Raw genomic sequence first — 26,364 nt, 5'->3', positions numbered from 1 at the left:
AGCTCCCATTTACCGAGAGGCCATCATGCTCAACAAATTTCAGAAGAAATGGGTGGGCGCAGTCGCTTCTCTCGCCGCCCTGACGATCGCGGTCAGCGGATGCACCCGGCCCGCTACCGACAACTCCGCGGAAAGTGGTGGCCTGGTACGGATCGCGGTGGGTGTAGACCCGTCGTACGCCCCGATTTTCCTGGCCGACCACGAGGGCATGTTCGAGGCCGCCGGCCTCGACGTCCAGGTCATCCAGACGGAAGGCGGGGCGGCGGGCGCCCAGAACGTCGTAGCCGGAACTTCGGAACTCTCCGGCAATGCCGACTCGACGGCACTGTCCGTCATGGCCGCCAATCCGAGCCTGCGGGCGCTGGGCGTATTTCAGGAATCCGACCGATACTTCCAGGTTGTACTGAGGAATGGCGTCGAGCCGAAGTCGATCAAGACCATGGGCGTCTTCCCCGGCATCGGCCTCTACTTCACGAACCAGTACCTGGCCAGTCTCGGCATCGACCCCACGACGGTCACACTCGTGAGCACAAGCCCGCCCGAACAGCCTGCTTTGCTGGCGCGCGGTGACATCGACGGCTTCCTGTCCTTCGACCCCTGGGTGACGCAGAGTGTCAATACCGGCGGGCGCGTTGTTGCCACGACCGGCGACTTCGGCGCCAAGTACGCCCAATGGATCATCGCTTCGGACAACTGGTTGTCCGCGAACGAAGAAACCGCAGGCAAGGTGTTCAAGGTGATCTCGGAAGCGTCGGCAATCGTGAACTCGGATCCGGATCGGGCTGCAACCGCAATTGCCGCGTCTATCCAGATGGACCCGGCCGAGGCCGCAGACCGGGTGACCCAAATCGATTTCGGTGGACGCGGATTCACCGAGGACGACGTGGAGCGCGCAAACGAACTTGTTGCATTCTTCCGCGAGCAGGGCAAGATCTCCGCGGACATCGATCCGTCCGCTGTCCTCCTCTCGGGATGGTTCGAGCAGAACGCCGCCTGAGCGGAGAGTGAGAACGGGTCCGGTGGGCAGACCGAAATCATGTCGCCCACCGGGCCGCAGAACTACGTTCGACACCAGTCGGTTCGGCGATATCTTTCGATTGAAACGGAGTAGTTGTGGTGCATCCCCCGGTACGGGTCGTAGAGATTTCCAGTCCGTTTGCGCGATTCGCCGGGCGCATCCTGGTCGGGCTGGGTTTCGAAGTCATTCTGGTAGAACCACCCACCGGTGACCCCAGTCGCACCGAGTCCCAGGGTGATTCGTACTTGCATTGGCATGCGGGCAAGAAGTCCGTTGTCCTCGATATCGACGACAGCAACGATCGCCTCGCTTTCGAAGCACTGCTGCGCAGTGCCGACGTCCTGCTCGACGGCAGCGCGACCGGCGCTCTACGCGACAACCGAGGATCTCTCGTTCACGTACGAGTGACACCCTTCGGCACAACCGGACCGCGAAGTGACTGGAAGGCAACAAATCTGACCGTCGCGGCACTCGGCGGGATGATGGCCCAGGTCGGCGATCCCGAGCACCCTCCACTGCTGCTCCCCGAACTCCAGGCTGAGCAGCTCGCCGGAATCAATGCCGCAATCGGCGTGCTTCTCGGACTGCGTTCGCGATCCAAGGGCCACAACCCGTTGCTGGAGATCAGCGCTCAGGAATGTGTTGCCGCCGCGCTGGAAGCGGGCACTCTTGCCTACATTCACGAGGACCGCGTACCACCGCGTCCGGGCCGGGTACATCCGCTCGTTCCGCACGGACTGTTCCAGGCCGCCGACGGTTATGTCGGTGGCGGCCTCGGCGGTAGCCCCCGCATGTGGGACGGCATGCTGGCCTGGCTGATCGACAACGATGCTCAGGACGATCTCGATCAACCGGAGTGGTCCGACGCGGTCTACCGAAAGACGCATCAGGAACACATTTTCGACGTTCTGTCCGCCTTCATCGCGAAGTGGCCGAAGGAAGAATTCGCGGTCAGCGCGCAGTCACGCAAGTTGCCGTGGGCAGCGGTCGACCGGCCCGAAGAACTGCTGCGTAACCCGCAACTCAACGACCGGGACTTCTTCACCGACGTGACCGGAGATCACGGTACCTACCGCGATCTCGGGTTCGGCTTCGCTTTCCCCGAAGGCCGGCGCATCGGAACGCTCGAGGCTGCCCGGTTGGGCCAGCATCAGGAACTCTTGAAGGCCACCTCGCCTGTGGCAGTGAACGAAACCCACGAGTTCAGCGGTGGCAGCACGCCCAGCCTCGAAGGTGTCCGCGTCCTGGATCTCACGTGGGTGTTGGCGGGCCCGTACGGCACCAGAATCCTTGCCGACCACGGTGCCGATGTCATCAAGGTCGAATCGATCGGACGCCCGGACCCGACTCGCTTTGCACCTTTCATGCATCTCTCGCGAGGACCGCACGACAATCCGAACACCAGCGGGTACTTCAACGACGTCAACCGCAACAAGCGCAGCATCACACTCGATACCCGATCCGCAGAGGGCCTTTCGGTACTGCGCGACCTGATCAGGAACTCCGACGTCGTGGTCGAGAATTTCAGCTCGTCGGTCATGGACAAGATGGGGCTCGGCTACGAACAACTCCGGGAGCTCAAACCGGACATCATCTACGTGTCGATGTCCGGGATGGGTCACACCGGTCCTCGCAAGGACTGGGTGTCGTATGCCGACATCGTTTCGGCAAGTACCGGTTTGACCGCACTGACCGGCTGGAACGCCGATGACGTTGTCGGAGTCATCTACGGCCATGGCGACATCGTCGCCGGACTGCAAGCCGGCGTCGCGATGCTGGCAGCCCTCGACTACCGCGACCGGACCGGCCGGGGACAGCACGTAGACCTGTCACAACTCGAAGCCATGGCAGCGCACATGGGTACCAGCGTTCTCCGAGCCGCCCGGTCACAGTCCCCCGATCCGATCGGCAACAGCCATCACGAACTGGCACCACACGGCGTGTACCCGTGCCTCGGCAGCGACCGGTGGTGCTCGATTGCCGTTCGCGATACCACGGAATGGAATGCATTGTGCCGCATCATCGAAGCAGAGAAATGGATCGGCAATCCTGACTTCGCGAGTGCAGAAAGCCGCCAAGCCGATCACGAACGTATCGACGACGCCATCGCCGACTGGACCAGGACTCTGTCACCCGAAACCGTCATGGAACGCTTGCAATCGGCGGGTATCGCGGCCGGCACCGTCCAGGACGGACGCGACCTGGTCGAGAGCGATCCACATCTTCGGGCACGCAGTTTCTATTCGGCACAGGAACATCCCCTCGCCGGAACATTCCTCCACGAAGGCATCCCCGTTCGCCGGAACTCCGAACCCGGCTCGATCCGACGCGCTGCGCCGGTGCTGGGCGCGGACACCGACGACGTCCTCGAGTCGGTGCTCGGATACAGCGACGAACTGATCGCCGGACTTCGCGACCAGTCGATCCTGTCCTGACCGCACTCATATTCAGTACATCCATTCACAGATCGCTACTAGGAGAGACAATGCGCGCGGCCCGACTCCATCAGTTCGGCACTTCACCGGTCATCGACGACATCGACATTCCCACACGTGAATCCGGTCAGACGCTCGTGCGCATCGACGCTGCCGCGCTCGGCCATCTCGACATCACCGTCGCGAGCGGAAACTTCGGAGTCAAGCCGAACCTGCCACATATCGGTGGAACAGACGGAGCGGCGACGGTAATCGAATCCGACACCTATGAGCCTGGCACCCGCCTTCTGGTCCGAGGCGGCGGAGTCGGCCTGTTCAAGAACGGTTGCTGGGCTGAGTATCTGGTAGCGGCAGACAAGGCGTTCACACCCTTTGATCCCGCACTGTCGCCGGCCGTCGCCGCAACCTTCTTCCTGCCCAGCACAACCGGCTATGTTGCCGTCAACGACATTGCAGCCGTCGCTCCCGGCGAACGAGTTGTTGTCGCCGGAGCATCCGGCGCTGTCGGATCGATGGCAGCACAGTTCGCTCTGCTTGCCGGAGCGTCCGAGGTAATCGGTGTTGTACCGCGCGAAGATCAGGCTGCCTTGCTTCCGGAGGGTGTGCGTCCCGTCGTCGGGCAAGGCGACGAACTTGCCGGAGTGGTGGGATCCGAGCCTTCCGTCGACGCCGTGATCGACACGCTTGGCGGCGACGGCTTGCCGCACCTTCTGGCGAGTGTTGTCCCCGGTGGCCGGGCTGCCCTGATCGGATATACCTTGGGTAAGAGCCTCACCCTGGACTTGCCGAACTGGTTGCTCAGCGATGTCCGGATCCTGCCCGTCAACATGATTCGCAAGACTGCCCGGCAAGCCGAACTGGCACCTGAAATGATCCGGCTGCTCATCGAAGGCAAGATTTCCGTTGCAGTGCAGGAGTTTCCGCTGGATGACATCGCAACGGCACTGCAGTTGATGGGTGAGGGCAAGGTTGCCGGCCGGGCCGTCGTCGTACCCTGAGGGATACAATTACCCATGCCCCACGACGCACATGCCATTCCGCGCTCGCTTCCGGATTTGATCCGGAGGCGAGCTTTGGAGCGTCCGGAGCACCCGGCGCTCGTCGTCGACGGGATCACGGTCACCTACCGCGAATTGCGGGATCGTGCAGCGTCGATGGGGGCGGATCTCCGTAATCACGGTGTCGGCCGTGGGGAGCGCGTGGCGGCACTGTCCGGCAACAGGATCGAACTGGCAGACCTTGTTCTCGGATGCGCGTGGATCGGTGCGGTTGTCGTCCCACTCAATACGGCCCTCCGAGCCGACAGTGTTGCCGGCGCACTCGAACAGGCTGGTGTACAACGGATCCTGGTTTCACCCGAATACTCAGGCGCTGTAGCCGGATTCGACGGCACCGTGTGGGTCATGGGTGAACAGTGCGTCCCCACTGCCGGTTCGCATCCGGGCTGTGAGCCCGAGACCCTCGATCCGCTCGACCTGGCCGCGATACTCTTCACCTCCGGCACCACCGGTCTGCCCCGAGGCGTCCGATGCCCGCACGCGCAGTTCCTGCAGTGGGGCAAAGGCGTCGGCGCCTCACTCGGGCTCACCGGGGACGATGTGCTGTACAACTGCCTGCCGCTGTTTCACACCAATGCTCTCAATGCCTTTGTTCAGTCCCTTTGGGCCGGGTCTACTTTTTTCCTGGGACAACGCTTTTCGGTCCGCAATCATTGGCGCGAAGTTCGCGAGATCGGCGCAACTGTCGACTACCTGCTGGGTGCGATGGTGGCCATGTTGATGAACGCGGACCCATCGCCGCAAGACCGACAGCACAGCGTCCACGTGGCACTTGCCCCCGCAACGCCGGCTCATCTGATCGAACCGTTTGCCCAGAGATTCGGTGTAGAACTCGTGGACGGATTCGGAAGTACCGAAACCAATCTCGTGATCGGCACACTTCCGGGAGATCGGCGGGCCGGGTACATGGGGCGGGTGATGAGTGGCTACGACGCCGCAGTCGTCAACGACGGTACTGCGGCCGCAGACGGGGAGCCCGGCGAACTGGTGGTCCGCAGCACGATCCCCGGCGCCTGTTCACTGGGCTATCTGGGCGAGGAGATTCCGGCGACGGAGAGTTGGATACAGACCGGTGACAGGGTGATTCGGGAAGCAGACGGCTGGTTCCGATTTGTCGATCGCATCAAAGACGTGATTCGGCGCCGCGGTGAAAATATTTCCGGGGCCGAAGTGGAAACCGTTCTGGCGTTGCATCCGTCGGTCGGTCAGGTTGCCGTCTTCCCGGTACCGTCGGATCTGGCCGAGGACGACGTCATGGCAACTGTAATACTGCGCCCCGGAGTATCTTTCGACCCCATTTCGATTCTGGAGTTCTCCCAGCAACAGCTGCCGTACTTTGCACTTCCCCGGTACATCGACGTCGTGGACACGTTGCCACTCACCGAAACCGGCAAGGTACAGAAAGCAGTGCTACGTGAGAGGGGCGTCGGCCCACACACCTGGGACTGCGAGAAGAGCGTGTTCCGCGCCCGGCGATAGACCGCGCCTCGCTACTTGCCGCAACCGTTGAACGAACACATCACCGGACTGCAGATCGTGCGCAGAGCCAGCGGGTCGCTCGGCGAATGTGTGCACTTCATGGCATGAAGTTTTCGGGTGATTCCGGCGCCGGCAGTGCGCAGGGCCCCGGTGATGCGGCTGACGTTGAGGCGAGCCGTCGGCGCTGTCACAGACAACGCGCCGGCCAGAGTGCGCGGGCCGCTGAACACCGGCACTGCGACGCTCATGTACCCGAGCCGTGTCTCCTCGACCTCCACCGCGAGTTGTTCCTTACGCATCCGCTCGGTTTGCTGGCGCAGCACGCTGACGGACATCGTCGTTCGACTGGTCAAGGCGGTGAAACCCTGCTCGACTACCTCGTCGAAGACCGATTGCGGGGAGAAGGCAAGGATGATCTTGCCGGTGGCGGTGCAGTACAGCGGGAGCCGACCGGCCACCCGCGACTGCTGATTGAGCCCGCGGTGTCCGATGATCTTCTCGATGTAGAGGACGTCGATGCCGTCACGAACCGCAAAGTGAACCGTCTCCTGCGTCGCCAGTAGTAGGTCCTCCATGTACGGCAGCGCCGCGTCGCGCAGAATCCGCTGACGCGGCACCAATTGGCCCAGCTCGAACAATCGCAGGCCGAGCCGGTACTTGGTACCCGCGCGCTCGAGCAATCCCCACTCGACCAGCTCGCCGGCCAACCGGTGAACCGTCGCTTTCGCGACCCCACTGCGCCGGGTGAGCTCCGTCAGAGACAGGTCACTGTGGTCGGTGTCGAAAGCGTCCAAGATCATTCGAGCCTTGCCCAGGACCGAGGACAGTTCACCTGCAGGCTGCGATGCAGCGGTCGTTTCCGACGCGATGGGTAGTACGGATCCGAACCCGACGGATTGTTGTGGAGCGGCCATGAGTGTCCTCCTGAACGATCTGTGACAGCCTGCCGAGACCGAGTGCCACAACGACCGAGATCGGTCGGGGTCCTCGTTAGGTGCAGGTGCTTCGAGACTGACACTATGGTGACGACACGATGAGACGCACGCCACACGGTCCGCTCAGTGAACCCGTCCCGCAGAGTTTACACGGGGCGCCTACCTGCGTAATTCTCCAGAAACATGCGGACGGCGGATGCAACCTGCGGAGCGTGCTCCTCGACGAGTGCGACGGTCCCCGATTCGACGATCTCCGTTTCCACCACTGCCGCACCCGTCAGGTGTGCACGCAACGGCGCAATGTTAGGCATCGAGAAGGGATCCTTCTGCGCGCCGATCAGCAAAACCGGCGCAGTCACCGAACCGACTCTCGCCTCCATGACGTAGCGGGCGCAGGCTTTGTGCCCCTCCGCCGGATCTACCCGGTAGGCAAGCGCGTCTCGGATGAACCTGTCGAGCAGTGCGGTGCCTGGTTCGGGGTAGTAGGGGCGACGCATCTCCCACAGCCTGGTGAGATGGCTACCGTCTGCGGCCCGGTCGACGCAGTCGATCCCACCGGGTCCCGAGTGCCCCTCGCGGTAGTTGCGGTCGGTCCACGGGCACGACGAGAGCACGGCAGCGTGCACCCTCTCGGGGCGTGATGCCGCCATCTCGAGCGCCACTGCCGCACCGGTGTGGTGACCGATGACCGTGACTCGATCGACGCCCAGGGTGTCGAGCAATTCCCACGCGCCTCGCGCATAGGTCTCGATGGTCTGCGGGCCGGGCACCGGAGCACTGTTGCCGTACCCCGGCATGTCCATCGCGACAACGCGGAAGTCGTCGGCAAGGAGTGGAATGAACTCGCGGAACTCGTCCCACGACCGGGGCGCCTGATGAAGCAGGAGAATCGCCTCACCCGAACCTTGCTGCGCGTAATGCAATTGCCCGAAAGACGAATCAACGTATCCGAGTTGCAGGCCGCCAGCCATCAGAACGCCGCAACCATCGGGGTATCGACGCCGACGATGTCGATCTTTGCCGAACCACCCGGATTTCCGACGGGCTCGCTACGGGTAGGCAAGACCTCGAGGAAGAAGCGCTTGTTGTCTTCCTTGAAATCCGGGTCTGCTTTCCGGTCGACGGTGATCGCCTCCACCGGGCAGGCCAATTCGCAAGCGCCGCAATCGATGCATTCGTTCGGGTTGATGTAGAGCTTGCGATCACCCTCGTAGATGCAATCCACGGGGCATTCTTCCATGCACGATCGGTCCGTGTAGTCGATGCATGCTTCACCGATGACAAATGCCATTGCCTAGCTCTCCTGTTCGGTGGAGTGTCCAGGGAAGATTTCTGCTTCCGGATCCAGCACTGCCGCAGCGTTGTTCACCGCAGTCGCGGCCTCGCCGAAACCGACGGCGATCAAGCGGACCTTGCCGGGATAGTCCGTGATGTCCCCGGCGGCATACACACGCGGAACATTCGTCTCCATCCGTGTGTTCACCGCGATGTGGCGATTGTCGATCTCGATTCCCCACTCCATCATCGGACCGAGGTCGGCCGTGAATCCCAATGCAGCGATGACGGATTGAGCGGGCAGCGTGGACGTGCTCTTGTCTTGTCTGTGGGTGATGTCGACCTCGCCGATCCACCCGTTTCCACGTACCGCCGAGACATCGGCGTTGACGAGAACCTGGACACTGCTTTCCTGCACCTTGGCGACTGTGGATTTGTGCGCGCGGAAACGATCTCGCCGGTGAACCAGGGTGACGGACTTGGCAATCGGTTCCAGGTGAACGGCCCAGTCGAACGCGCTGTCGCCGCCACCGACGATGACAACGTCTTTCCCGGTGTGCGCCGACAAATCCGGGACGAAGTAACTCAGCCCCCGATCCATGAACTCCGAACCCTTCGCCAACGGACGCGGGGTGAAGGTTCCGATGCCGCCGGTGATGACAACCGCGCCGGCCACCACGACCTGGCCCGTGCTGGTGGTGATCCGCACCCGGCCGTCGTCGTCATGCGACAGCTCACGAGCCTGCATGCCCAGAAGGTACACCGGATCGAACGGGGCAGCCTGCGCCATCAAACCCTCGATGAGGTTGCGTCCCTTGACCGAAGGGAATCCCGCGATGTCGAGGATCGCCTTCTCCGGGTACATCGCACTGACCTGTCCCCCCGGTTCCGCAAGGGCATCGATCACGGCAACCGAGAGGCCGCGGAAGCCTGCGTAGTACGCGCCGTACAGCCCGGCGGGGCCGGCACCAATGATCAGAATATCGACGCCGATCTCGTTGTCGGTCGCCGTGGAAGACGTTTTGTTCACACTCGATACGGTATTGCGCCGACGGACTCACGCAAATGAAACCGGTCCGCTCAACAGACCTCGGTAACAGTTGCGGGACAACACGAAAAGGGCCCGCCGACCTCTCGGTCGACGGGCCCAATGCTCGCAGGAATTCAGTGCGCGAAGAATTCAGTGCGCGAATACCTCGGGTTCGTCTGCTGCGATCTTCTGGATGATGGTCGAGTACGCAAACCACCCCACCTTCTCGGTGCCGACTGCTTCGTAGGTCTGCGCCGCGATCTTCTCGTGCAGGACAACCGGATCACCGGCGGCTCGCGCCGTCAACTCCGCCTGCATCGACCGCTCCATCGACACATACCACCACACTGCGCTCTCCACGGAAGTTCCGACGGTCAGATGACCGTGGTTGGTGAGGATCACGGCCTTGTTCGATCCGAGGGCATCCGCGATGCGAATCCCCTCCTCTTCGTCCAGCGCCACCCCGTGATACTCCTCGTAGATCGAGTGATCCTCGTGAAAGGCGCACGCGTCCTGAGTGATCGGCGTTAGGCGGGTGTGCAGCGAGGAGAACGCCTTACCGTTCAAACCGTGAGCGTGAACAGCTCCGATGACGTCGGGACGAGCCTCGTGAACCTTGCTGTGGATGACAAACGCTGCTCGGTTGAGCGGTCCGTCTCCGGAAATGACCGCGCCGTCCGACGCCACATGCAGCAATTCCTCCGGCTGAACCTGGGAGAAGTGCCGCCCGAACGGCGCAGTCCAGAAAGTCTCCGGATCTTCTGGGTCTCGGGCGGTGATATGTCCCGAGATTCCCTCGTCCAAACCGAATTTCGACAAAATCCGATACCCGCCGATGACAGCGGTCTTGCGACGACGCCGCTCACTCTCGATATCGGTGAACTCGGGCGGTCCCGGAATTCCGGCCTGCTCGGCAATGCTCAGCGGGTGATTCATGCTGCGCTCCTGACTATTTGACGCCGTAACGGGCGAGGTACCGCGAGGACAGAATGCGGAGAATCCGGTCGAAGATGAAGCCCATGATGCCCAGGACGATGATGCCGACGAACGTCCAGTCGATCCGGCCGTAGTTTCGAGCCTGCCAGATCATCGAACCGATACCCTGGTCGGCGGCGACGATCTCCGCCGACACGATGGTGAGGAAGCTGTTGCCCATCGCCAGGCGAGCGCCCGTGACGATGCCGGGGATCGACGACGGCAAGACCACCGTCTTCATGATCTGAAGTTTGTTGGCACCAAGATTTGCCGCTGCCTGCAGTTTGTTCTCGCTGATCGCTACAGTCGCGGCAATCGTGCTGACCGTGACGATGAATACCGAGGTGTAGAAGATCAGAACAACCTTCGACGTCTCACCGATGCCGAACCAGACGACGGCGAGAGTGACAAACGCAATAGGCGGAATGAACCGGAAGAACTCGATGTACGGATCGAGGAGCTGTCGCACGATGGAAATGCGGCCCATCAGAATTCCGACGGGAGCACCGATCACGACACCCAGGAACCAGCCGATGAGAATTCGCTGACCCGATGCGGTGATCGACGACCACAGAACGCCGCTCTCCCACAGTTCCTGTGCCGCCGACCATACTTCGGCCGGTGATGCAATGGTGGTCGGCCCGTACCACCACGCCAGGAACGACCAGATGCCCAAACCGATTGCCGCTGAGGCTGCATACATCAGCGTCGCTTTGACAATCTTGGATCGCCGCGCCGACGAACGCTTTTTTGTCTCCGCCACCTTCGCTGTTCTCACACCGGCTGAACCACCGGTCACTACAGCCGTCACAGCTCGTCCTCCTCAATGCCTTGGTTCCGCAGCGACGCAACCACTTCTGCCCGAATGTCGTCCCGCAGCTTCTCGTAGAGCTCGATCACGTCGGGATCGTTGCGGTCTCGCGGACGAGCCGCATTGACCTCGTAGACGCTCTTGATCCGGGCCCGCGGGCCGGCCGACATCACGATCACACGGTCAGCCAACGTCAGTGCCTCGTCGATATCGTGAGTCACGAATACCACGGTGCAGCGGGTGTGCCGCCAGATACGGTCGAGTTCGGTCTGCAGAACCTGACGAGTCTGAGCGTCCAACGCACCGAACGGCTCGTCCATGAGAACCAACGACGGCTGGTTGGCAAGAACTCGTGCGATCTGAACACGTTGCCGCATACCGCCGGACAGCTGCGAGGGGAACTTCGCACCCGCGTGGGGCAAGCCGACCATCGCGAGGTACTCGGCCGCGATACTCGCCTGCTCGCTGCGGTTCGCTCCACGCATCCTGGGGCCGTAGGCCACGTTCTGGCTCACGGTCATCCATTCGAACAACGCTTCGGAGCTCTGAAACACCATGCCGGCGTGGCGGTTACTGCCGGCGACGACATCTCCGTCGCACACGATCTCGCCGGCGCTGGGTTCCACGAAGCCGGCCATGGACGACAGCAGCGTCGACTTGCCGCAGCCACTCGGACCGAGCAGACAGACGAATTCACCTGGCTGCACGTGCATGTCGATTCCGGCGACGATCTCCGCCGCGCCGAAGCTGATTCCGAGGTCGACCACGTCGATGGCAACACCGGTGTTCTTCTTGCCGGGGCCGGCTGTCCCCGCGCTATTCGTCGAGCTGGTCGTTGAACCACTTGTTGCGATACTCACTGTGCACCATCCTTGTACCAATCCAGAAGCATTGCCGATTCGAGATCCGGCTGGTCGCTGAGAACACCGATCGACTTGTAGAAATCTACGATCGACTGAGCCGACTCGACATCCGCAGCTTCGAGATTCACCACGGCGAAGTCGATCTCGTCCACCGCGGCAATAGTCTGATCCTCGCTGACGTTCACAGCCGCCTTGGTCGCGGACGCTGCCACGCCCGGATCCGACTCGACCTTGCGCGTTGCCTCGTCGAGCACCTTCGCGACGGTTCGCGCTGTCTCTTCGTTGGCCGACAACCACGGAGCCGTCGTGATCGCCCAATGATGATAGAACCAGCCGTAGTCTCCGGTTACTGCCACCACGTGGCCGGTTCCCTGATCCAGGGCGGTGGCCGGCCACGGCTCCCACAGGACAAACCCGTCGATGTCGCCGCGACTGAGCAGTGCGGGCATGTCCGTCGGGGTCGCCGAGATCATCTCGACCGAACCGGGGGCAATGGAGTTGGCAGCGAGGTACTTGTCCGTCGAAATCTGGCTGAGACCCGGGACGATGCCCATCTTCTTGATCGCAGCCGGTGAGTCGACACCGTTACGCAGCACGACCTTGATGTAGTCACCCGACGCCTCGTACGAGTACATCGCGCGCAACGACGGATTCTGACGCAACTGGGCGATCGTTGTCGTATCGGAGCTACCGGCGATCTGGACCTGCCCGGTCGAGAGTGCGTCGACGGCCTCGCCACCACGACCGAACTGGACGAGTTCGACGTCCAAACCGGCAGCGTCGAACATGCCTTCCTGATCCGCTACGAAGAACGGAGCGTAGGAAGCATCGATTCCGACTGCGATACGCAGTGGTCCACTTCCGGCAGAATCAGCTGTGCTTTGCGTCGCCGGGCGGCTGCATGCGCCGGTTGCAACGGTCAGCAGCAGCGCAGCCGAAACAAGAGCAGTCCTTCCAAACTTTGACAGCGAGGCCATCTACTCACACCTTTGTTTGTGATCTGTGCCGCAGTTGCGGGTCGTGGAGAGCAAACCTAGCTGTGTGTACCTACACCCGAGAACCAACCGGGTCCACCGTGCGGACCGGGGACAGGAACTTACCTCGGCGAAACACTGCACCTGGAGGAACGTGCGGACCGAAATACTTCGGTAACACGGCCCTCGATCACAATGTCCACCGAATCACAATGTCCACCGAATTGTCTGCGAGCGCAGCGCACTGGCGACATTCTGCGCCGTCATCGAATAGATCGACGCACGCGCTCCGGCGCTGCCGCCGGCGACGTGCGGGCTCAGGAGGGTCGAATCGAATCCACGGAGCGGGCTCGAAATCGGTAGTGGTTCAACGTCGAACACATCGAGGGCAGCGCCGCCGACATGCCTGGAACGCAAGGCACGCGCCAATGCCGCGTCGTCGACGACAGCGCCGCGCGCCACATTGACCACGATCGCTCCGGTGGGCAACTGCGCAACTCGATGGGAATTGATCAGTCCCCGAGTTGATTCCGTAAGCGGGACGGCCAGCACCAGGACATCCGCGAGAGGCAGTAACTCGTCGAGTGACACAAACGTCGCAGCCACAGTGTCACGCGGTCTCGAACGCGCGGTGACGTAGACGTCGCAACCGAAGGCGGCAAACAATTCTGCACACCGGCGGCCGATCGAACCGACACCTACGACGCCGACCCGGCGCTGCGCCAGATCGCGGCAATCGCGCGTCAGGATGGATTCCTGTGGCCATCGACCATCGGTAACCGCGTTGTGCGCCCAGAACATGGAGCGGCACAACACACCTGCCGCGAGCACTGCCCACTCCGCAACCGAATTCGCGTTTGCACCGGGAGTATTCGCCACCGGAACTCCGGCGGCGCGCCAGGCTTCGGCATCGATGAAATTGGTTCCGGCACCGGGCTGTTGGACGAGGAGCACATTCCGGCCGAGCTCTGCTTCCTCCTTGCCCAGTGGCAGATCACCACTCCAGTCCCCCACCACGACGTCGCATGTCGGCAACTCCGCACGGAGCGCCCCCGTGGTGCGCTCAGGTAATCGAACTACCTCCGCCTCACCCCTGACGGCGTCACGGATTGCGGTACCGAGTCCGTTGTCGGCGTCGGCCGTCAGCAGAAGTACTTTCTTCACGAGAACTCCTTCGCTGTAAGACGATGACTGTACTTTCGAAAACGCGGAAGCCGGCCTCCCAATCGAGAGACCGGCTCCATTACGCAGCAGCATATTTGGCAGGAACTTCTCAAATAGCTGCCTTCGCGCTGGCTGATGCCTTTGCCAAGAACTCGAGGCTCAGCGGGTTGTACTTCGCTGCCTGCTCGTGCTGCGGCCAGTGACCGCACTCCGAGTAGAGTTCGAGCTGAGCGCCCGGAATATCCTCGGCCATCTTCTTCGCTTCCGGAACATCACCGAACGGATTTTCCTGACCCCAGACCACAAGAGTCGGCGCCTTGATGAGTGCCATTCGATCCGGGCGCAGCAGGTTCCGCTGGCGAACCTCCATCTCCTGCAAGGAAAGGAGGTTGTGGATGTTGGCGACAAAATCAGGCTGATGGTAGATCCGGTGACGAGCCTGAACCAATTCCTCGGTTGCATCGGCGGGATCATGCATGAGCAACTGCATACGTGCGCGGGTCAATTCGATGTCGTCGCTCTGGACGGCCTTCGCAGTCGACGTCTTGATGCGCTCCATGACTACCGGGTTCGCGACTGTTCCGCCTGCTGCCAGCAACTGCAGCGACAGAACACGTTCGGGCTGCTCGCTGGCCAGGTAGGCAGCGACCCAACCACCGAGGCTTTCACCCACCAAGTGCACACGGTCCAGCCCGACCGCGTCGAGGTAGTTCACCAAATGCTCGACGTAGCGCTGAATCTCGTACGGGTAGTCAGGCTTGCCGGTGTAACCATGGCCGAGCATGTCGATCGCGTGAACCCGGTAAGACTCGGCGTGCGGTGCAATATTGCGTGCAAATGCCTCGAGGTGTCCGCTGGTGCCGTGCAGGAAGATCACGGCCTCGTCACCGGATCCTGCCTGCAGAGAGCGCGTGGGCACACCGCCGGCGTCGACGGTCGTCAACTCGAAATCGAGCCCGGCAAGTTCGTTCCAGATTGTCATCAGAGAAACTTCCTTTACTGAAGGTGCAGATTATGTTGTTGCGCTGTCTGTTCCAGCTGGATCGAGAATCGTGACACCCATACCGGTGAGCCACTCGGGAATCGCTTCGTAGGCAAGGCGTTCACCCGGAACGTAGTCGAGCATCGCGGCCATCATGAGCCAGGTCCGCAACTCCTGCGCACCGTTGCCCGCCTCGTCTTCGATCTGCTGCGTCGTGAACTCGGCAAGCTCACTTGCCTTGCCGCTGGCAAACAGATCAAGAATTCGGTCATCGAACTCCGGAGTGATCGCGGCATCGGCTGCGCGGATGATCTGGCGTCGCCGGACGTCGTAGTCGGACCAGTTCTCCCGGCCGTCCAGCCAGGCTTGAACCATGAAATCCTCGTCCTCACCGTGCGGATCCCGCCAGTCCGGCCAGGGCAGACGATGAGACAATCCACCGGACGCGATCACCACGACCCGGGTATCCGCCGGATACGACGCAACGGCATCCCGCAGGGCCTTCGCCACTTCCTCACATCGCTTGAACGTCGGGAGGGGCGGCGCGAATACGTTGACCACCAACGGAACTATCGGAACATCGATTCCGTCGAGAAGGTACTGAATCGCGTGAGACTGACCATGATCGATCTGCAATCGCGCCGAGTAGGCAAGATCGAACCGGCCACCTTCGATCAGCTCGTTTGCAAGGTGCCTGGCGAACTCCACGTCGACCCGTTGCGGCCCCTTGGGTGTTCCTGACTCGCCACTGGAAATGCACTCTCCGACGCCGAGAGTGAACGCCGGAATCAGATCCAGCCAGAAACCGCGAAAGTGGTTGGAGCCGAGAATCAAGACAACATCGGGTTTCGACGCCGCGATCTTCTCCCGGCTCAGATACAGCGCGTCCCGGAAGCGTTCGGCCTCCGCCTTGTGCGTCGTCTCTTCCCAATGGGTGTTCATCAAGGTGCTGTGGGAGGCACCGATACCCAGAACTATCTTCGCCATCAGTCGATTCCTACTTCCTCGAGCGAGCGGGTGACGGTGTCGAGGGCCACTCGGATCAGATACTTCGTAAATCTCTCCGCCGCAGCCAGATCCACAGTGTTCATCCCCATCGCGAAGTCCACCTCGAACGGTGCGTCGACCACCTTGGGCATACCCACCCGAATCGTCGGGATGCCGCGGCTGCGCAGGATGTTTGCGTCGGTGGCTCCACTCGCGTCGAAGAAGTTCTGATGCGGCTCTCCTTCGGCAGCTTCCCACGCGTGGACTGCGGCGCGGCGCAACCACATTCGAGGGTCGGAACCCTCACCGGGGATGGCAAGAACCTGTTCGACGTCGATCTGCAGATCCAGCGATTGTGCGATCTCCGCAACGACGGCTTTGAGTTCGCGCTTGGCCGCGGTGGGCGTCGTCCGCGGGCTGAGCCGTAGATCAACGGTAAGGCGCACCTGCTCGGGGGTGAACGACGCTGTTCGCTCCCACCCGCCGCGGATGTTGGCAACGATCCCCTGAGGCGCAACCAAACCGTCCTGATGCGCCGCCGAGTACTTCGGGAACCATTCCTCCAACTTGGCGACCACCTCGCCGGCTGCGGTAATCGCGTTGCGGTACGGCAACCGGTGGCGCGAGCCGACGTAGGTGTGCAGACCGTGCACCGTGATCTCGAACCAGGCCAGTCCCACTTCTTCCCAGGAAACCGTCCAGCCGGGCTTGGCGATCAACGCGCAGTCCGCCCACACTCCCTGTTCCAGGAGGAACGAGCAGCCGACGCCCTGGCCGGTGTTGCGTCGGGGGTTTCCGACACCGGGGCGGGCATTGGTTGGCATACCACCGGCGCCGAATCCGAGCACCAGGTCACCGCGGAGCGGAATACCGGCTGCGGCAATTGCTTCGGCCGCCGCGACAATGCAGACGGCGTGGCCTTTGGGGTTCGACGCACCCAATCCGATCACGTAGTTCTCGTCGAACTGGGCGTGCGGCGTCAGATCCGCTCGCAGCTCATTTCCCACCCACGGCAGGTCTTCCGCCGGATCGCCGGTCGTGACGGTGTCGATCGGCGCATACAGCAACAGGTCCGGTCCGGACCCGTCACCGCGGAGCCTTCCCCACGAGTTCGCCTGCCGATCATCGAGATCCATTGTGTGGGCCTCGATGCCCTGGGGGGCCCCCGCCCCCCGACGCTGCCAGGACCGCCGTGATGTGGCGGGCCAGCGGTGCTTCGTCACCCGTCGGACTGGGAATGTTGACCACCGAAGTGGCGAGATCCCGCAATCGCGCACGATCGACATGGGCGTAGGCTCGCTCGACCCATTCCCGGCGCTCGTCGCCTAGGCCTGCGAGAGCATCGGCCCTCGCAGTGGTCATGGATTGACCTGATGTACCTGAGTATTGCTGCGCTCGCCGGCCAGCTGCCACAGCTTGGGAACTGCCACTGCAACAGCGGCACCGATAGCGACAGCCGTCAGAATCTTGAACATGTATCTCTCCTATTCGCTGGTGCCGGTGGGAATCTGAGCGTCGGCGACAGGGGCCGAGCGGGGCGTTGGCGTCCGGCGCTCTCGGGTGGGCCTGACCGGCGCCTTGGGGGTGTGCTTGGCCGCGTCGGCGATCTTCTCGGCGTACTCTTCCTCTGCCAGATTTCGCCACGTCGTCAGCGACACGTCCGGTCGGTACAGCTTCTCCGGCGGTGCGTCGGTGACCTCGACCATCCACGCATCCTGACCCGAGAACTGACCGTGGAACAGCCAGCGGATCGCGCCGAGGTACTTGGCGTAGAAGCCCAATTTTGCTGCGCCGGAGACGAAGTTGACCATGAGGCCGACGTACTTGTGGTTGTCTTCGTCCACCGGGACGTAGAACTCGTAGTGAATGAACTTGGGGTACGCGATGCGCAGGACACCCGGCATGGACAGTGAAGCAAAACCGGGGAAGTTCTGAGCTGCGATCACAGGATTGACGTCCAGACCGGCGCCGACGTTTCCGATCTGCGAAATCTGGGTCTCGTCCGGCTTCTTCTTCCACCACCGCTTGTTCGTCCAGGTTCCCACGCCCGGGAATTCCGCCTCCCAGTACACCTCTTCCTGCACGCGGTAGATCCAGCGTCCCTCCGGAACGATGCTCGTGATGTTCCACGTCGGCATCGGCTTGAACAGACGCCACAATGCGGTGCGGTGCAGGTACTTCGCATGTCCCTCGTCGAAACCGTTCTCACATGCGAAGCGCCAGTTGCCTTCTCGGGGCTGAATCCGACCACCGACGATACCCTTGTTCTCCACCAGCTCACGCGGCAACTGGTCGTCGATGGACGGCGCCGGCTCGTTGGCGATCGGGATGTACACCCACACCAGACCGAGTCGCTCCTCGATCGCATAGGTCTGGACGTTCAGCTTGCCGCAGATCTTGGAATCCGGACCGTCGGTGATGACCGCGGCCAGCTTGCCGTCAGTGAGCCGGTACGTCCAGCCGTGGTACGGGCAGCTGACAGTTCCCGGGAACTGCTGATCGCCCTCGGACAACGGAACGCCGCGGTGCGGGCACCGATCGTGCAGGGCATATGCCTTGCCTGCGTCGCGGATGATCGCCAGCTTTTCACCACAGATGGTGAAGCTCTTGGGGTCTTTGGTGATGTGGTTCGACCACGTGACCGGGTACCAGTAACCGCGGTATCCGCTGCCGGCTGCGTTGTAACCCGGCCATGCCGTCCAATCCTGCCGACCGGCCGCTCGTGGCCGCTCGGGCAGCGCGAACGTGGCTTCCGACGCCTCGACACCAGTCATGTGAAGTCCTCTCGACACTGAACGTTTGAATGAAACAGATCTTGGGTGAGATTGCGGTCTACGCCAATGGATTCGGTTCGCTCAGCAGACCCGGACCACCACAGCGGTTCCGACGGCACACAGCACGCCATTGTCCGAATGCTCCCGCAATGCCAAAGTTATTTGGTCACTGTTGATCTGGGACACTTCACCCGACACCTCGAGTGTGGTTCCGACGGGCGCGGGCGCACGATTCTGCCAGGAGACGGACACAACTCCTTCGTATCCACCGGCAAAGTGTGACGCGGCACGAAAGAACAGCGTGCCCTGCAACTGGGCCATGACCACCGGTGCGGACAACCCCTCCGTCTGCGCATAGGAGGCGTCGTAGTGAATACGGTGCGAATTGTGCGTCGACGCCCCGAATCGAAGGATCCGAACCGGATCGCAGACCAAGGTCACCGATTCGATCGGCGTGCCCACGACTACTGTTTCGGTCATCGGACGATGAACTTCTCGACGACCTCGGCGAATGCGCCGGACTGCGCACCCCGGTAAGTCTTGGTGACCGAGAGCAGCAGAAACTCGTCCGGAGCCCGGCCCTTGGTCGTCACGGTATCGAGTACTCGCCCTACGACGACAGCCTCACCCAGCGGGGCCGGTCGCAAGAAAGTCACACTCTGCCCGCCGGCCATCAAGCGCACGTCGATACCGTCTGTGCCCGGCACTTCGTCACGGAACATGCCGTCTGCTCGGTACTCTCGATCGGAGCCACCTTGCGGTCCTCGCAAAAGCGAAGGCAGATACATCGGATGGACGGCAAATGCCGGGTGCTCCGGGTCGAGAAACCGGGGGTCCGTCTCGGCGGTGGCAACCGCAAACGCAACCGACTCCGCCGGACGCACCGTTCCCAACTCTCGCGTTTCCCGCGTACCGATCATCGCCTCTGCGCGATCACGCGCGTGCTCGAGTTCTGTTCTCATGCCAGCACGCTAGGCATTCGGAAGTCTCACAGCCACGAACCGGGTTCGCCTGCCGGACCGCGATACTTCCCATACCGCTCACCTCGAGGTCAGGTATAGCCATGGCTGATCAACCGAAGAGCTTGTACGCCAAAGCAGATGGCGTCACATTCCATTACTACGACCTCGGCGAGGGCGACCCCACGATTTTCCTGCACGGAGGCGGCCCCGGCTGCACTGCGTGGTCCGACTTCGGGCCGGTGGCACCGCTCTTCGCCTCGGATCGACGAGCGATTCTCGTTGATCTGCTGCAATACGGTCGGTCCGACAAGTGCACCATCGCCGGCCCAATGTGGGACTTCCACGCCGCCAAGGTGGTTGCCCTGCTCGACGAACTCGGAATCGAACGCGCAGACTTCGTCTGCAACTCGTGGGGCGGCACCATAGCGCTCAATCTTGCGGCAAAGTACCCGGAACGCGTTCGCTCCCTGGTGATCACGGGCAGCATGCCCGTCTTCTACGGTCCACTCGCGCCGCTCCCCGAGGATGGCCGTCGTGGCCGCAACGCCCGCGACGTCTACTACGGCGGCACCGGCCCCACCCTCGAAAAACTCCGCACCTTGATCACCAGTCTCGAATGGTTCGACGGATCGAAGTTGCCCGCCGAAACCCTCCAGATGCGATACGAGCAAAGTCTCGACCCCGAAGAAATGGCCCTGGCTGCCTCGGCGGACTCACCTCGTGGCGATTGGCAGGATCTCACAGCTGAACTCGGCCAGATCCAGGCGCCGACGCTCTTCGCCTGGGGCATGCACGACGCATTTCTCACCCCGGACTACCCGCTCATGCTTGCGCGGATGATTCCCCATGGCCATCTCTACATCATGGACAAGGCGTCGCATCATCTTCAGGAAGAACGACCATACGACTACTACAGTGTAGTTTCGGGTTTCCTTGACCAACAGCACAACTGAACGAACGGTGATCGCCCCGAGGGGCGGTGCACGGATCCGATTGGTACTGCTTCTCGGAATTCTCACCGCCCTCGGGCCGTTCACCGTCGACATGTATCTTCCTGCGCTGCCACAGATCACGCAGGAATTCGGTACGTCGGACACGATGGTTCAGCTGACCCTGACGGGCACACTGCTGGGTCTGGCTTTCGGCCAGTTGCTCATCGGCCCACTGTCCGACATCTACGGACGTCGACGTCCCCTGCTCGTGGGCACAGTAATTCACGTCGGCGCGTCGTTGGCCTGCTTCTTTGCTCCGTCCATCGAAGTCCTCACTGCGCTGCGAACCCTTCAAGGTTTCGGCGCCGCCGCGACAGGCGTGATCGCGATGGCAATCGTTCGTGATCTATTCACCGGACACGATGCGGCAGTTGTACTTTCGCGGCTGATGTTGGTCATGGGCGTAGCGCCCATCCTGGCCCCCTCCATCGGCGGGGCACTGATGTCCGTAACACAGTGGCGCGGAGTCTTTCTCGCTCTCTTCATCCTGGGCATCGCGATGATCGCACTCGCGGCAGTATCGCTGCCGGAAACACTTCCACCCGAGAATCGGTCGGGCAAGGGCATCGGCGCCATCGCGCGAAACTACATTGCGCTCGGCAAGGATGCCCACTTCATGGTGTTGGTGCTCGTGTGCGGTCTCGGCCGCGGCGTTTTGTGGTCGTACATCGCCGCGTCGTCCTACGTGATGCAGGAACAGTTCGGACTGAGCGCCACCGCATACGGATTTGCCTTTGCCGGCGGCGCCGTCGTTCTGATCGGTTCGTCCCAGCTCAACGTCGTGCTTCTCGGCCGGTGGTCGCCGAATTCCATCACGATCTGGGCAATGTGGGGCAGTAGTGCCGTCGGCGCTGCATTTGTTGTTGTTGCCGCCACCGACTCGTGGGGATTCGTCGGGTTTGCCGTCCCCATCCTGCTGATGCTCTGCGCAACGGGTTTTGTCATGCCCAACGCACCGGCGGTTGCACTGTCCCGTCACGGAGAAGCCGCAGGCTCAGCAGCCGCGCTGATCGGATTTGCGCAGTTCGGCGCTGCCGCTGTGGTTGCGCCCATCGTCGGCCTTCTCGGCAACACCAGTCTTGCCGTGGCCATCTCCATGACCGGGGCTTCGGTTCTCGGCGTGATCGCGCTGCTCTGCGTGCGTCGATAAAACGGTTATGCCGAGCGTTCGAGAACCGATACCTTCCGGCTGATCCCTTCGGCCGCCGCGCGCAACGGTTCGGCAAAACGCTCGGTGTCCATTCGATACCGCGGACTCGACACACCGATCGCGGCAACTGCTTCACCAAGTCCACCGAAGATCGGGGCAGCGATACTCGATGTTCCCAGGCGAACCTCTTCGGTCTCGACCGCCAACTGCTGCGAACGAACAGCGTCGAGTTGCCTACGTAACCCGTCTTCCGAGTTCACCGTCCGATCGGTGAACTCGACAAATCCGTTGCCTGTCACCGCTCGAAAAACGGAATCCGGTGAGTACGCGAGTATCGCTTTGCCGGTTGCCGTGGCATACATCGGCAGCCGGCCAGCCACCCGCGACGGCAGGTCCACCCCGTGATGACCGGAGATCTTGTCGATGTACAGAACATCGAGGCCGTCGCGAATCGCGAGGTGAACCGTCTCCCGGGTCGCCGCGTGAAGATCCTGCACATACGTCAAGGACACCTCGCGCAGAATACGTTGACGAGGAACCAACTGCCCCAGTTCGAAGAGCCGTAACCCCAACCTGTACTTGGTTCCGACCCGTTCCAGTAGACCAAGAGACACCAGTTCACCGGCTATTCGATGCACCGTCGCCTTCGCAACACCACTCCGATTCGCAAGTTCGGTCAGCGACAGCGCACCCGAATCCGCATCGAAGGAATCGAGTATCAGGCGCGCTTTCCCCAGCAACGAATGCATCGCCGAGCGCCTCCAGTACACAGAATGTGGTCCACCCAGCGGACCAAGTCTGCTCCAGTCTACTGAGGCATCAGATCTCCGCGCCCACGAATTGGCTGTTGTACAGACGGAAGTACGCGCCGCGGGATTCGAGCAGAGCCTCATGGCTCCCCTGCTCCACGATCCGGCCTTCCTCCATCACCACGATCAGGTTCGCATCACGAATTGTCGAAAGACGGTGCGCGATGACAAAGCTGGTGCGGTCGTTGCGCAGAACCGCGGTGGCGCTCTGGACCAGCAGTTCGGTGCGTGTGTCCACCGAACTGGTCGCCTCGTCGAGGATCAGGATGGACGGCTGCGAGATGAAGGCGCGGGCGATAGTGATGAGCTGCTTCTCGCCCGCACTGACGTTGCTGCCTTCCTCGTCGATGACCGTGTCGTAACCCTCAGGCAGAGAGTGCACGAACTTGTCGACGTAGCTCATCTCGGCCGCACGACGAATCTCCTCGTCGGTGGCACCAGGCTTGCCGTAGGCGATGTTCTCGCGGATGGTTCCACCGAACAGCCATGCGTCCTGCAGAACCATGCCGATGCGCGAGCGCAGATCGTCTCGCGTCATGTCGGCGATGTCGATGCCGTCCAAAGTGATACGGCCCGAATTGAGTTCGTAGAACCGCAGGATGAGGTTGACCAGGGTGGTCTTGCCGGCGCCGGTGGGTCCGACGATCGCAACCATCTGACCCGGCTCGGCAGTCAGGGACAGGTCCTCGATCAGCGGCTGTTCCGGCTTGTAACTGAAGGTGACGTTCTCGAACTTGACGCGCCCCTTGTCGACCGTGGGCGACTTCGCACTCTTCGGGTCCTCCGACTGCTCCTCTTGGTCGAGCAGCGCGAAGACCCGCTCGGCCGAAGCGACACCGGACTGCAGCAGATTGGTCATCGACGCGATCTGCGTGAGCGGCTGGGTGAACTGCCGCGAGTACTGGATGAACGCTTGCACATCGCCGAGCGTCATCGTTCCGGATGCGACGCGCATGCCACCCACCACTGCGATGGCGACGTAGTTGAGGTTGCCCAGGAACATCACGGCCGGCATGACCAGACCGGAGATGAACTGCGCCTTGAAGCTGGACTCGTACAGATCCTCGTTCTGCTTGCGGAAGCGCTCCTCGACCTCCTGCTGGCGGCCGAACACCTTGACCAACTCGTGGCCGCTGAACGCTTCCTCGACCTGTGCGTTGATTCCGCCGGTGCTCTTCCACTGCGCCACGAAGTGCTTCTGTGAACGCTTCGCGATGAACGCTGTGACCATGATCGACAGCGGAACAGTTGCCACCGCGATCAAGGCGAGCAACGGTGAGATCCACAGCATCATCACCAGAATGCCCAGGACGGTCATCACCGACATGACCAACTGGCTGAGCGTCTGCTGCAAGCTCTGCGCGACGTTGTCGATGTCATTGGTCACGCGTGAGAGAACATCACCGCGGGCATGGGTATCGAAGTACCGCAAGGGAAGTCGGTGAATCTTCTGCTCGACATCCTCACGCAACCGGCGAACGGTTCGCTGGACCACGATGTTGAGCAGATACGCCTGCAACCAACTGAACAGCGACGCACAGACGAACAGCAGCAGCACGATCATCAAGACCTTGCCGACTGCGTCGAAATCGATTCCGGTTCCAGGCACAACTGCCATGCCGGAAACCATGTCCGCGAGCTGACCCTGCCCCGAAGCGCGCAATCCTTCGACAGCCTGTTCCTTGGTCGTCCCCGGCTGGAGTTGCTTGCTGACGATGCCGTCGAAGATCAGGTTGGTGGCGTTTCCCAGGATCTTCGGCGCGATCGAGGAAAGTACGACGCTTGCGGTCACCAAAGCGAAGATCAGGACGACGATCGGCTTGTCGGGGCTCAAGCGACCGAGGAGACGTTTGAGCGAAGGGCCGAAGTTCATGGCCTTCTTTGTGGGATCGCCGCCGCCGGGCGGGCCGATGGGAGGCGAGGAAGTCGGTCGATTGCTCATGATGCGTCCTGTACGGCTAGCTGAGAGGCGACGATTTCGCCGTAGGTGGGACAACTGACCACGAGTTCGTCGTGCGTGCCGATCCCCACGATGGCGCCGTCGTCGAGCACGATGATCTGATCGGCTTCCACGATGGTGGAAATGCGCTGCGCGACAACGACGATGCAGGCGTCTTGCGTGACCGGCCGGAGCGCCGCACGCAGCCTCGCATCAGTAGTGAGGTCGAGTGCCGAGAAGGAATCGTCGAACAGATAGATCTGTGGCTTACGCACCAACGCTCTGGCGATGGCGAGTCTCTGACGCTGACCGCCCGATACCGTCGTACCGCCTTGTGCCACCGGTGTGTCCAGGCCTTCGGGCATGGCGCGGACGAAGTCGGCGGCTTGGGCGATCTCGAGGCACTCCCACAGCCATTCGTCGGTAGCTTCGGGGTTTCCGTAGCGGAGATTGGTGGCGACAGTGCCCGAGAACAGATACGGCTTCTGCGGGACCAGACCGATCACCGAGCAGAGCAACTCCGTGTCGATGTCGCGGACGTCGACTCCTCCCACCGATACCGATCCGGAGGTGGAGTCGATCAATCGCGGAATCAGGTTGAGCAGAGTGGTCTTTCCCGATCCGGTGCCGCCGATGATCGCCGTCGTCTTGCCGGGTTCGGCACGGAACGTGATGTCGCGCAATACAGGTTCCTCGGCTCCGGGGAACTGGAACTGAGCGCCACGAAGTTCGACGACTCCCGGGTCCTTCAGTTCTCGGACCGGATTCTCGGGCGGAATCACCGACGAATCCGTGTCGAGCACCTCGGAGATACGTTCGGCGCACACCGACGCACGCGGCAGCATCACCGCCATGAAAGTGGCCATCATGACGGCCATCAGGATCTGCATGATGTAGCTGAGCATCGCGGTGAGCGAGCCGATCTGCATCGAGCCCTCGTTGATCTGATGGCCACCGAACCAGATGACCGCGACGCTGGTGACATTGCTGATCAGCATCACGAGCGGGAACATCAGTGCCATGAGGCGGCCGACGCCGAGTGCAGTCTCCGTCAGCTCACGGTTGGCATCGCCGAAACGCTCTACCTCGTACGGTTCCCGTACAAACGCTCGGACGACACGGATGCCCGTGATCTGTTCGCGAAGAACACGGTTGACGGCGTCGAGGCGGCCCTGCATGACCCTGAATCCGGGGACCATCCGGGCAATCACGAAACCCATCGAGACTACGAGAAGCGGGACGCTGATCCCCAGGATCCAGGACAGATTCAGGTCCTGGCGCAGAGCCATGATGATGCCGCCGACGCACATGATCGGCGCCATGACGAGGATGGTGCAACTCATCACGACCATCATCTGCACTTGCTGGACGTCGTTGGTGTTGCGGGTGATCAGCGAAGGCGCACCGAAGTGCCCGACCTCTCGGGCCGAGAACGTCCCGACCTGATGCAGCACCGACGCTCGGAGATCGCGTCCGACGCCCATGGCGACTCGCGCACCGAAGAAGACGGCCCCCACCGAGCACAGGATCTGCGTGAGCGTGACCATCAGCATCATCCCGCCGGTGGAGAGGATGTAGCCGGTGTCGCCTTTCGTCACGCCGTTGTCGATGATGTCGGCATTGAGACTCGGAAGGTAAAGGGCCGCCATAGTCGAAATAAACTGCAGGACGACAACGCCCGTGAGTTCACCCCGGTACGGCGTCAGATAAGTGCGCAGCAGCCTGATCAGCATAGTGAGCGAAGGTTACCAA

The 26,364-nt window shown here is 61.9% G+C and carries 24 protein-coding genes; 6 read left to right on the top strand and 18 right to left on the bottom strand.

All coding sequences use genetic code 11. The features are described from left to right. Positions 1-25: 25 nt before the first annotated feature. The 4 genes from YH3_RS03705 to YH3_RS03690 all read left to right on the top strand — a co-directional run bounded on the left by YH3_RS03705 (position 26) and on the right by YH3_RS03690 (position 5,990). Positions 26-997: an ABC transporter substrate-binding protein gene (locus tag YH3_RS03705; protein WP_007731596.1), complete on the top strand. Its 972-nt coding sequence runs from the start codon at positions 26-28 to the stop codon at positions 995-997. A gap of 119 nt (positions 998-1,116) precedes the next feature. Further along, on the top strand, positions 1,117-3,453 hold the full coding sequence (locus tag YH3_RS03700; protein WP_228232382.1) for a CoA transferase: 2,337 nt from the start codon (positions 1,117-1,119) through the stop codon (positions 3,451-3,453). Positions 3,454-3,503: 50 nt separating this feature from the next. After that, positions 3,504-4,451 carry a zinc-binding alcohol dehydrogenase family protein gene (locus YH3_RS03695; protein ID WP_007731598.1) on the top strand — a complete coding sequence of 316 codons (948 nt, stop codon included), beginning with the start codon at positions 3,504-3,506 and terminating at the stop codon, positions 4,449-4,451. Positions 4,452-4,466: 15 nt separating this feature from the next. Further along, positions 4,467-5,990: an AMP-binding protein gene (locus tag YH3_RS03690; RefSeq protein ID WP_064073555.1), complete on the top strand. Its 1,524-nt coding sequence runs from the start codon at positions 4,467-4,469 to the stop codon at positions 5,988-5,990. Positions 5,991-6,001: 11 nt separating this feature from the next. On the opposite strand, the gene YH3_RS03685 is transcribed toward YH3_RS03690, so the two are convergent. The 15 genes from YH3_RS03685 to YH3_RS03615 all read right to left on the bottom strand — a co-directional run bounded on the left by YH3_RS03685 (position 6,002) and on the right by YH3_RS03615 (position 19,722). Next, positions 6,002-6,904 (bottom strand): IclR family transcriptional regulator, encoded by a 903-nt coding sequence (locus YH3_RS03685; protein ID WP_007731601.1) that lies wholly within the window; start codon positions 6,902-6,904, stop codon positions 6,002-6,004. 167 nt (positions 6,905-7,071) lie between these two features. Further along, on the bottom strand, positions 7,072-7,896 hold the full coding sequence (locus YH3_RS03680; RefSeq protein WP_064443002.1) for an alpha/beta fold hydrolase: 825 nt from the start codon (positions 7,894-7,896) through the stop codon (positions 7,072-7,074). Further along, complete coding sequence (locus YH3_RS03675) at positions 7,896-8,216, bottom strand: DUF362 domain-containing protein (RefSeq protein ID WP_007731605.1); 321 nt, start codon at positions 8,214-8,216, stop codon at positions 7,896-7,898. The genes YH3_RS03680 and YH3_RS03675 overlap by 1 nt, the downstream gene beginning before the upstream one ends. Positions 8,217-8,219: 3 nt before the next feature. Further along, positions 8,220-9,230, bottom strand: coding sequence for an NAD(P)/FAD-dependent oxidoreductase (locus tag YH3_RS03670; protein WP_064443001.1), 1,011 nt, complete (start codon positions 9,228-9,230; stop codon positions 8,220-8,222). Positions 9,231-9,380: 150 nt separating this feature from the next. Continuing rightward, the gene (locus tag YH3_RS03665; protein ID WP_054188628.1) at positions 9,381-10,166 is read right to left on the bottom strand and encodes a class II aldolase/adducin family protein; all 786 of its coding nucleotides are present in this window, start codon (positions 10,164-10,166) and stop codon (positions 9,381-9,383) included. Positions 10,167-10,179: 13 nt separating this feature from the next. After that, entirely contained in the window at positions 10,180-11,016 is an 837-nt protein-coding gene (locus YH3_RS03660; RefSeq protein WP_019746502.1) for an ABC transporter permease, read from the bottom strand. After that, the gene (locus YH3_RS03655) at positions 11,013-11,876 is read right to left on the bottom strand and encodes an ABC transporter ATP-binding protein (RefSeq protein WP_202970096.1); all 864 of its coding nucleotides are present in this window, start codon (positions 11,874-11,876) and stop codon (positions 11,013-11,015) included. The genes YH3_RS03660 and YH3_RS03655 overlap by 4 nt, the downstream gene beginning before the upstream one ends. After that, a complete protein-coding gene (locus YH3_RS03650) occupies positions 11,873-12,856 on the bottom strand; it encodes an ABC transporter substrate-binding protein (protein ID WP_007731624.1) in 984 nt (327 codons plus the stop codon). The genes YH3_RS03655 and YH3_RS03650 overlap by 4 nt, the downstream gene beginning before the upstream one ends. A gap of 204 nt (positions 12,857-13,060) precedes the next feature. Further along, positions 13,061-14,017: an NAD(P)-dependent oxidoreductase gene (locus tag YH3_RS03645; protein WP_064443000.1), complete on the bottom strand. Its 957-nt coding sequence runs from the start codon at positions 14,015-14,017 to the stop codon at positions 13,061-13,063. 109 nt (positions 14,018-14,126) lie between these two features. Then, positions 14,127-14,999, bottom strand: a complete 873-nt coding sequence (locus YH3_RS03640; RefSeq protein ID WP_064442999.1) for an alpha/beta fold hydrolase — start codon at positions 14,997-14,999, stop codon at positions 14,127-14,129. 30 nt (positions 15,000-15,029) lie between these two features. Continuing rightward, positions 15,030-15,986, bottom strand: a complete 957-nt coding sequence (locus YH3_RS03635; RefSeq protein WP_007731630.1) for a 3-(2,3-dihydroxyphenyl)propionate dioxygenase — start codon at positions 15,984-15,986, stop codon at positions 15,030-15,032. Then, positions 15,986-17,122 carry a peptidase dimerization domain-containing protein gene (locus YH3_RS03630; RefSeq protein ID WP_238592516.1) on the bottom strand — a complete coding sequence of 379 codons (1,137 nt, stop codon included), beginning with the start codon at positions 17,120-17,122 and terminating at the stop codon, positions 15,986-15,988. The genes YH3_RS03635 and YH3_RS03630 overlap by 1 nt, the downstream gene beginning before the upstream one ends. Positions 17,123-17,470: 348 nt before the next feature. Continuing rightward, complete coding sequence (locus tag YH3_RS03625) at positions 17,471-18,760, bottom strand: Rieske 2Fe-2S domain-containing protein (protein ID WP_007731634.1); 1,290 nt, start codon at positions 18,758-18,760, stop codon at positions 17,471-17,473. Positions 18,761-18,841: 81 nt separating this feature from the next. After that, positions 18,842-19,240, bottom strand: a complete 399-nt coding sequence (locus YH3_RS03620) for a hypothetical protein (protein ID WP_064442998.1) — start codon at positions 19,238-19,240, stop codon at positions 18,842-18,844. Beyond that, positions 19,237-19,722 (bottom strand): MaoC family dehydratase N-terminal domain-containing protein, encoded by a 486-nt coding sequence (locus tag YH3_RS03615; RefSeq protein WP_007731639.1) that lies wholly within the window; start codon positions 19,720-19,722, stop codon positions 19,237-19,239. The genes YH3_RS03620 and YH3_RS03615 overlap by 4 nt, the downstream gene beginning before the upstream one ends. Before the next feature lie 101 nt (positions 19,723-19,823). Between YH3_RS03615 and YH3_RS03610 the strand changes: the two genes are divergently transcribed. Then, the gene (locus YH3_RS03610) at positions 19,824-20,675 is read left to right on the top strand and encodes an alpha/beta fold hydrolase (protein ID WP_007731641.1); all 852 of its coding nucleotides are present in this window, start codon (positions 19,824-19,826) and stop codon (positions 20,673-20,675) included. 7 nt (positions 20,676-20,682) lie between these two features. Next, positions 20,683-21,864 carry a multidrug effflux MFS transporter gene (locus YH3_RS03605; protein ID WP_019746495.1) on the top strand — a complete coding sequence of 394 codons (1,182 nt, stop codon included), beginning with the start codon at positions 20,683-20,685 and terminating at the stop codon, positions 21,862-21,864. 5 nt (positions 21,865-21,869) lie between these two features. On the opposite strand, the gene YH3_RS03600 is transcribed toward YH3_RS03605, so the two are convergent. From YH3_RS03600 to YH3_RS03590, 3 genes are all read right to left on the bottom strand, one after another. Next, positions 21,870-22,613, bottom strand: coding sequence for an IclR family transcriptional regulator (locus YH3_RS03600; protein ID WP_007731643.1), 744 nt, complete (start codon positions 22,611-22,613; stop codon positions 21,870-21,872). A gap of 70 nt (positions 22,614-22,683) precedes the next feature. After that, entirely contained in the window at positions 22,684-24,615 is a 1,932-nt protein-coding gene (locus YH3_RS03595) for an ABC transporter ATP-binding protein (RefSeq protein WP_003943946.1), read from the bottom strand. Next, positions 24,612-26,345 carry an ABC transporter ATP-binding protein gene (locus YH3_RS03590; protein ID WP_064442997.1) on the bottom strand — a complete coding sequence of 578 codons (1,734 nt, stop codon included), beginning with the start codon at positions 26,343-26,345 and terminating at the stop codon, positions 24,612-24,614. Before YH3_RS03590 ends, YH3_RS03595 begins: the two co-directional genes overlap by 4 nt. Positions 26,346-26,364 lie beyond the last annotated feature (19 nt).

Origin of the sequence: Rhodococcus sp. YH3-3 (assembly GCF_001653035.1) — a bacterium.
GTDB lineage: Bacteria > Actinomycetota > Actinomycetes > Mycobacteriales > Mycobacteriaceae > Rhodococcus_F > Rhodococcus_F qingshengii.
Note: the sequence above shows the minus strand (reverse complement) of the source record. Positions and strands in the feature narration are given on the sequence as shown.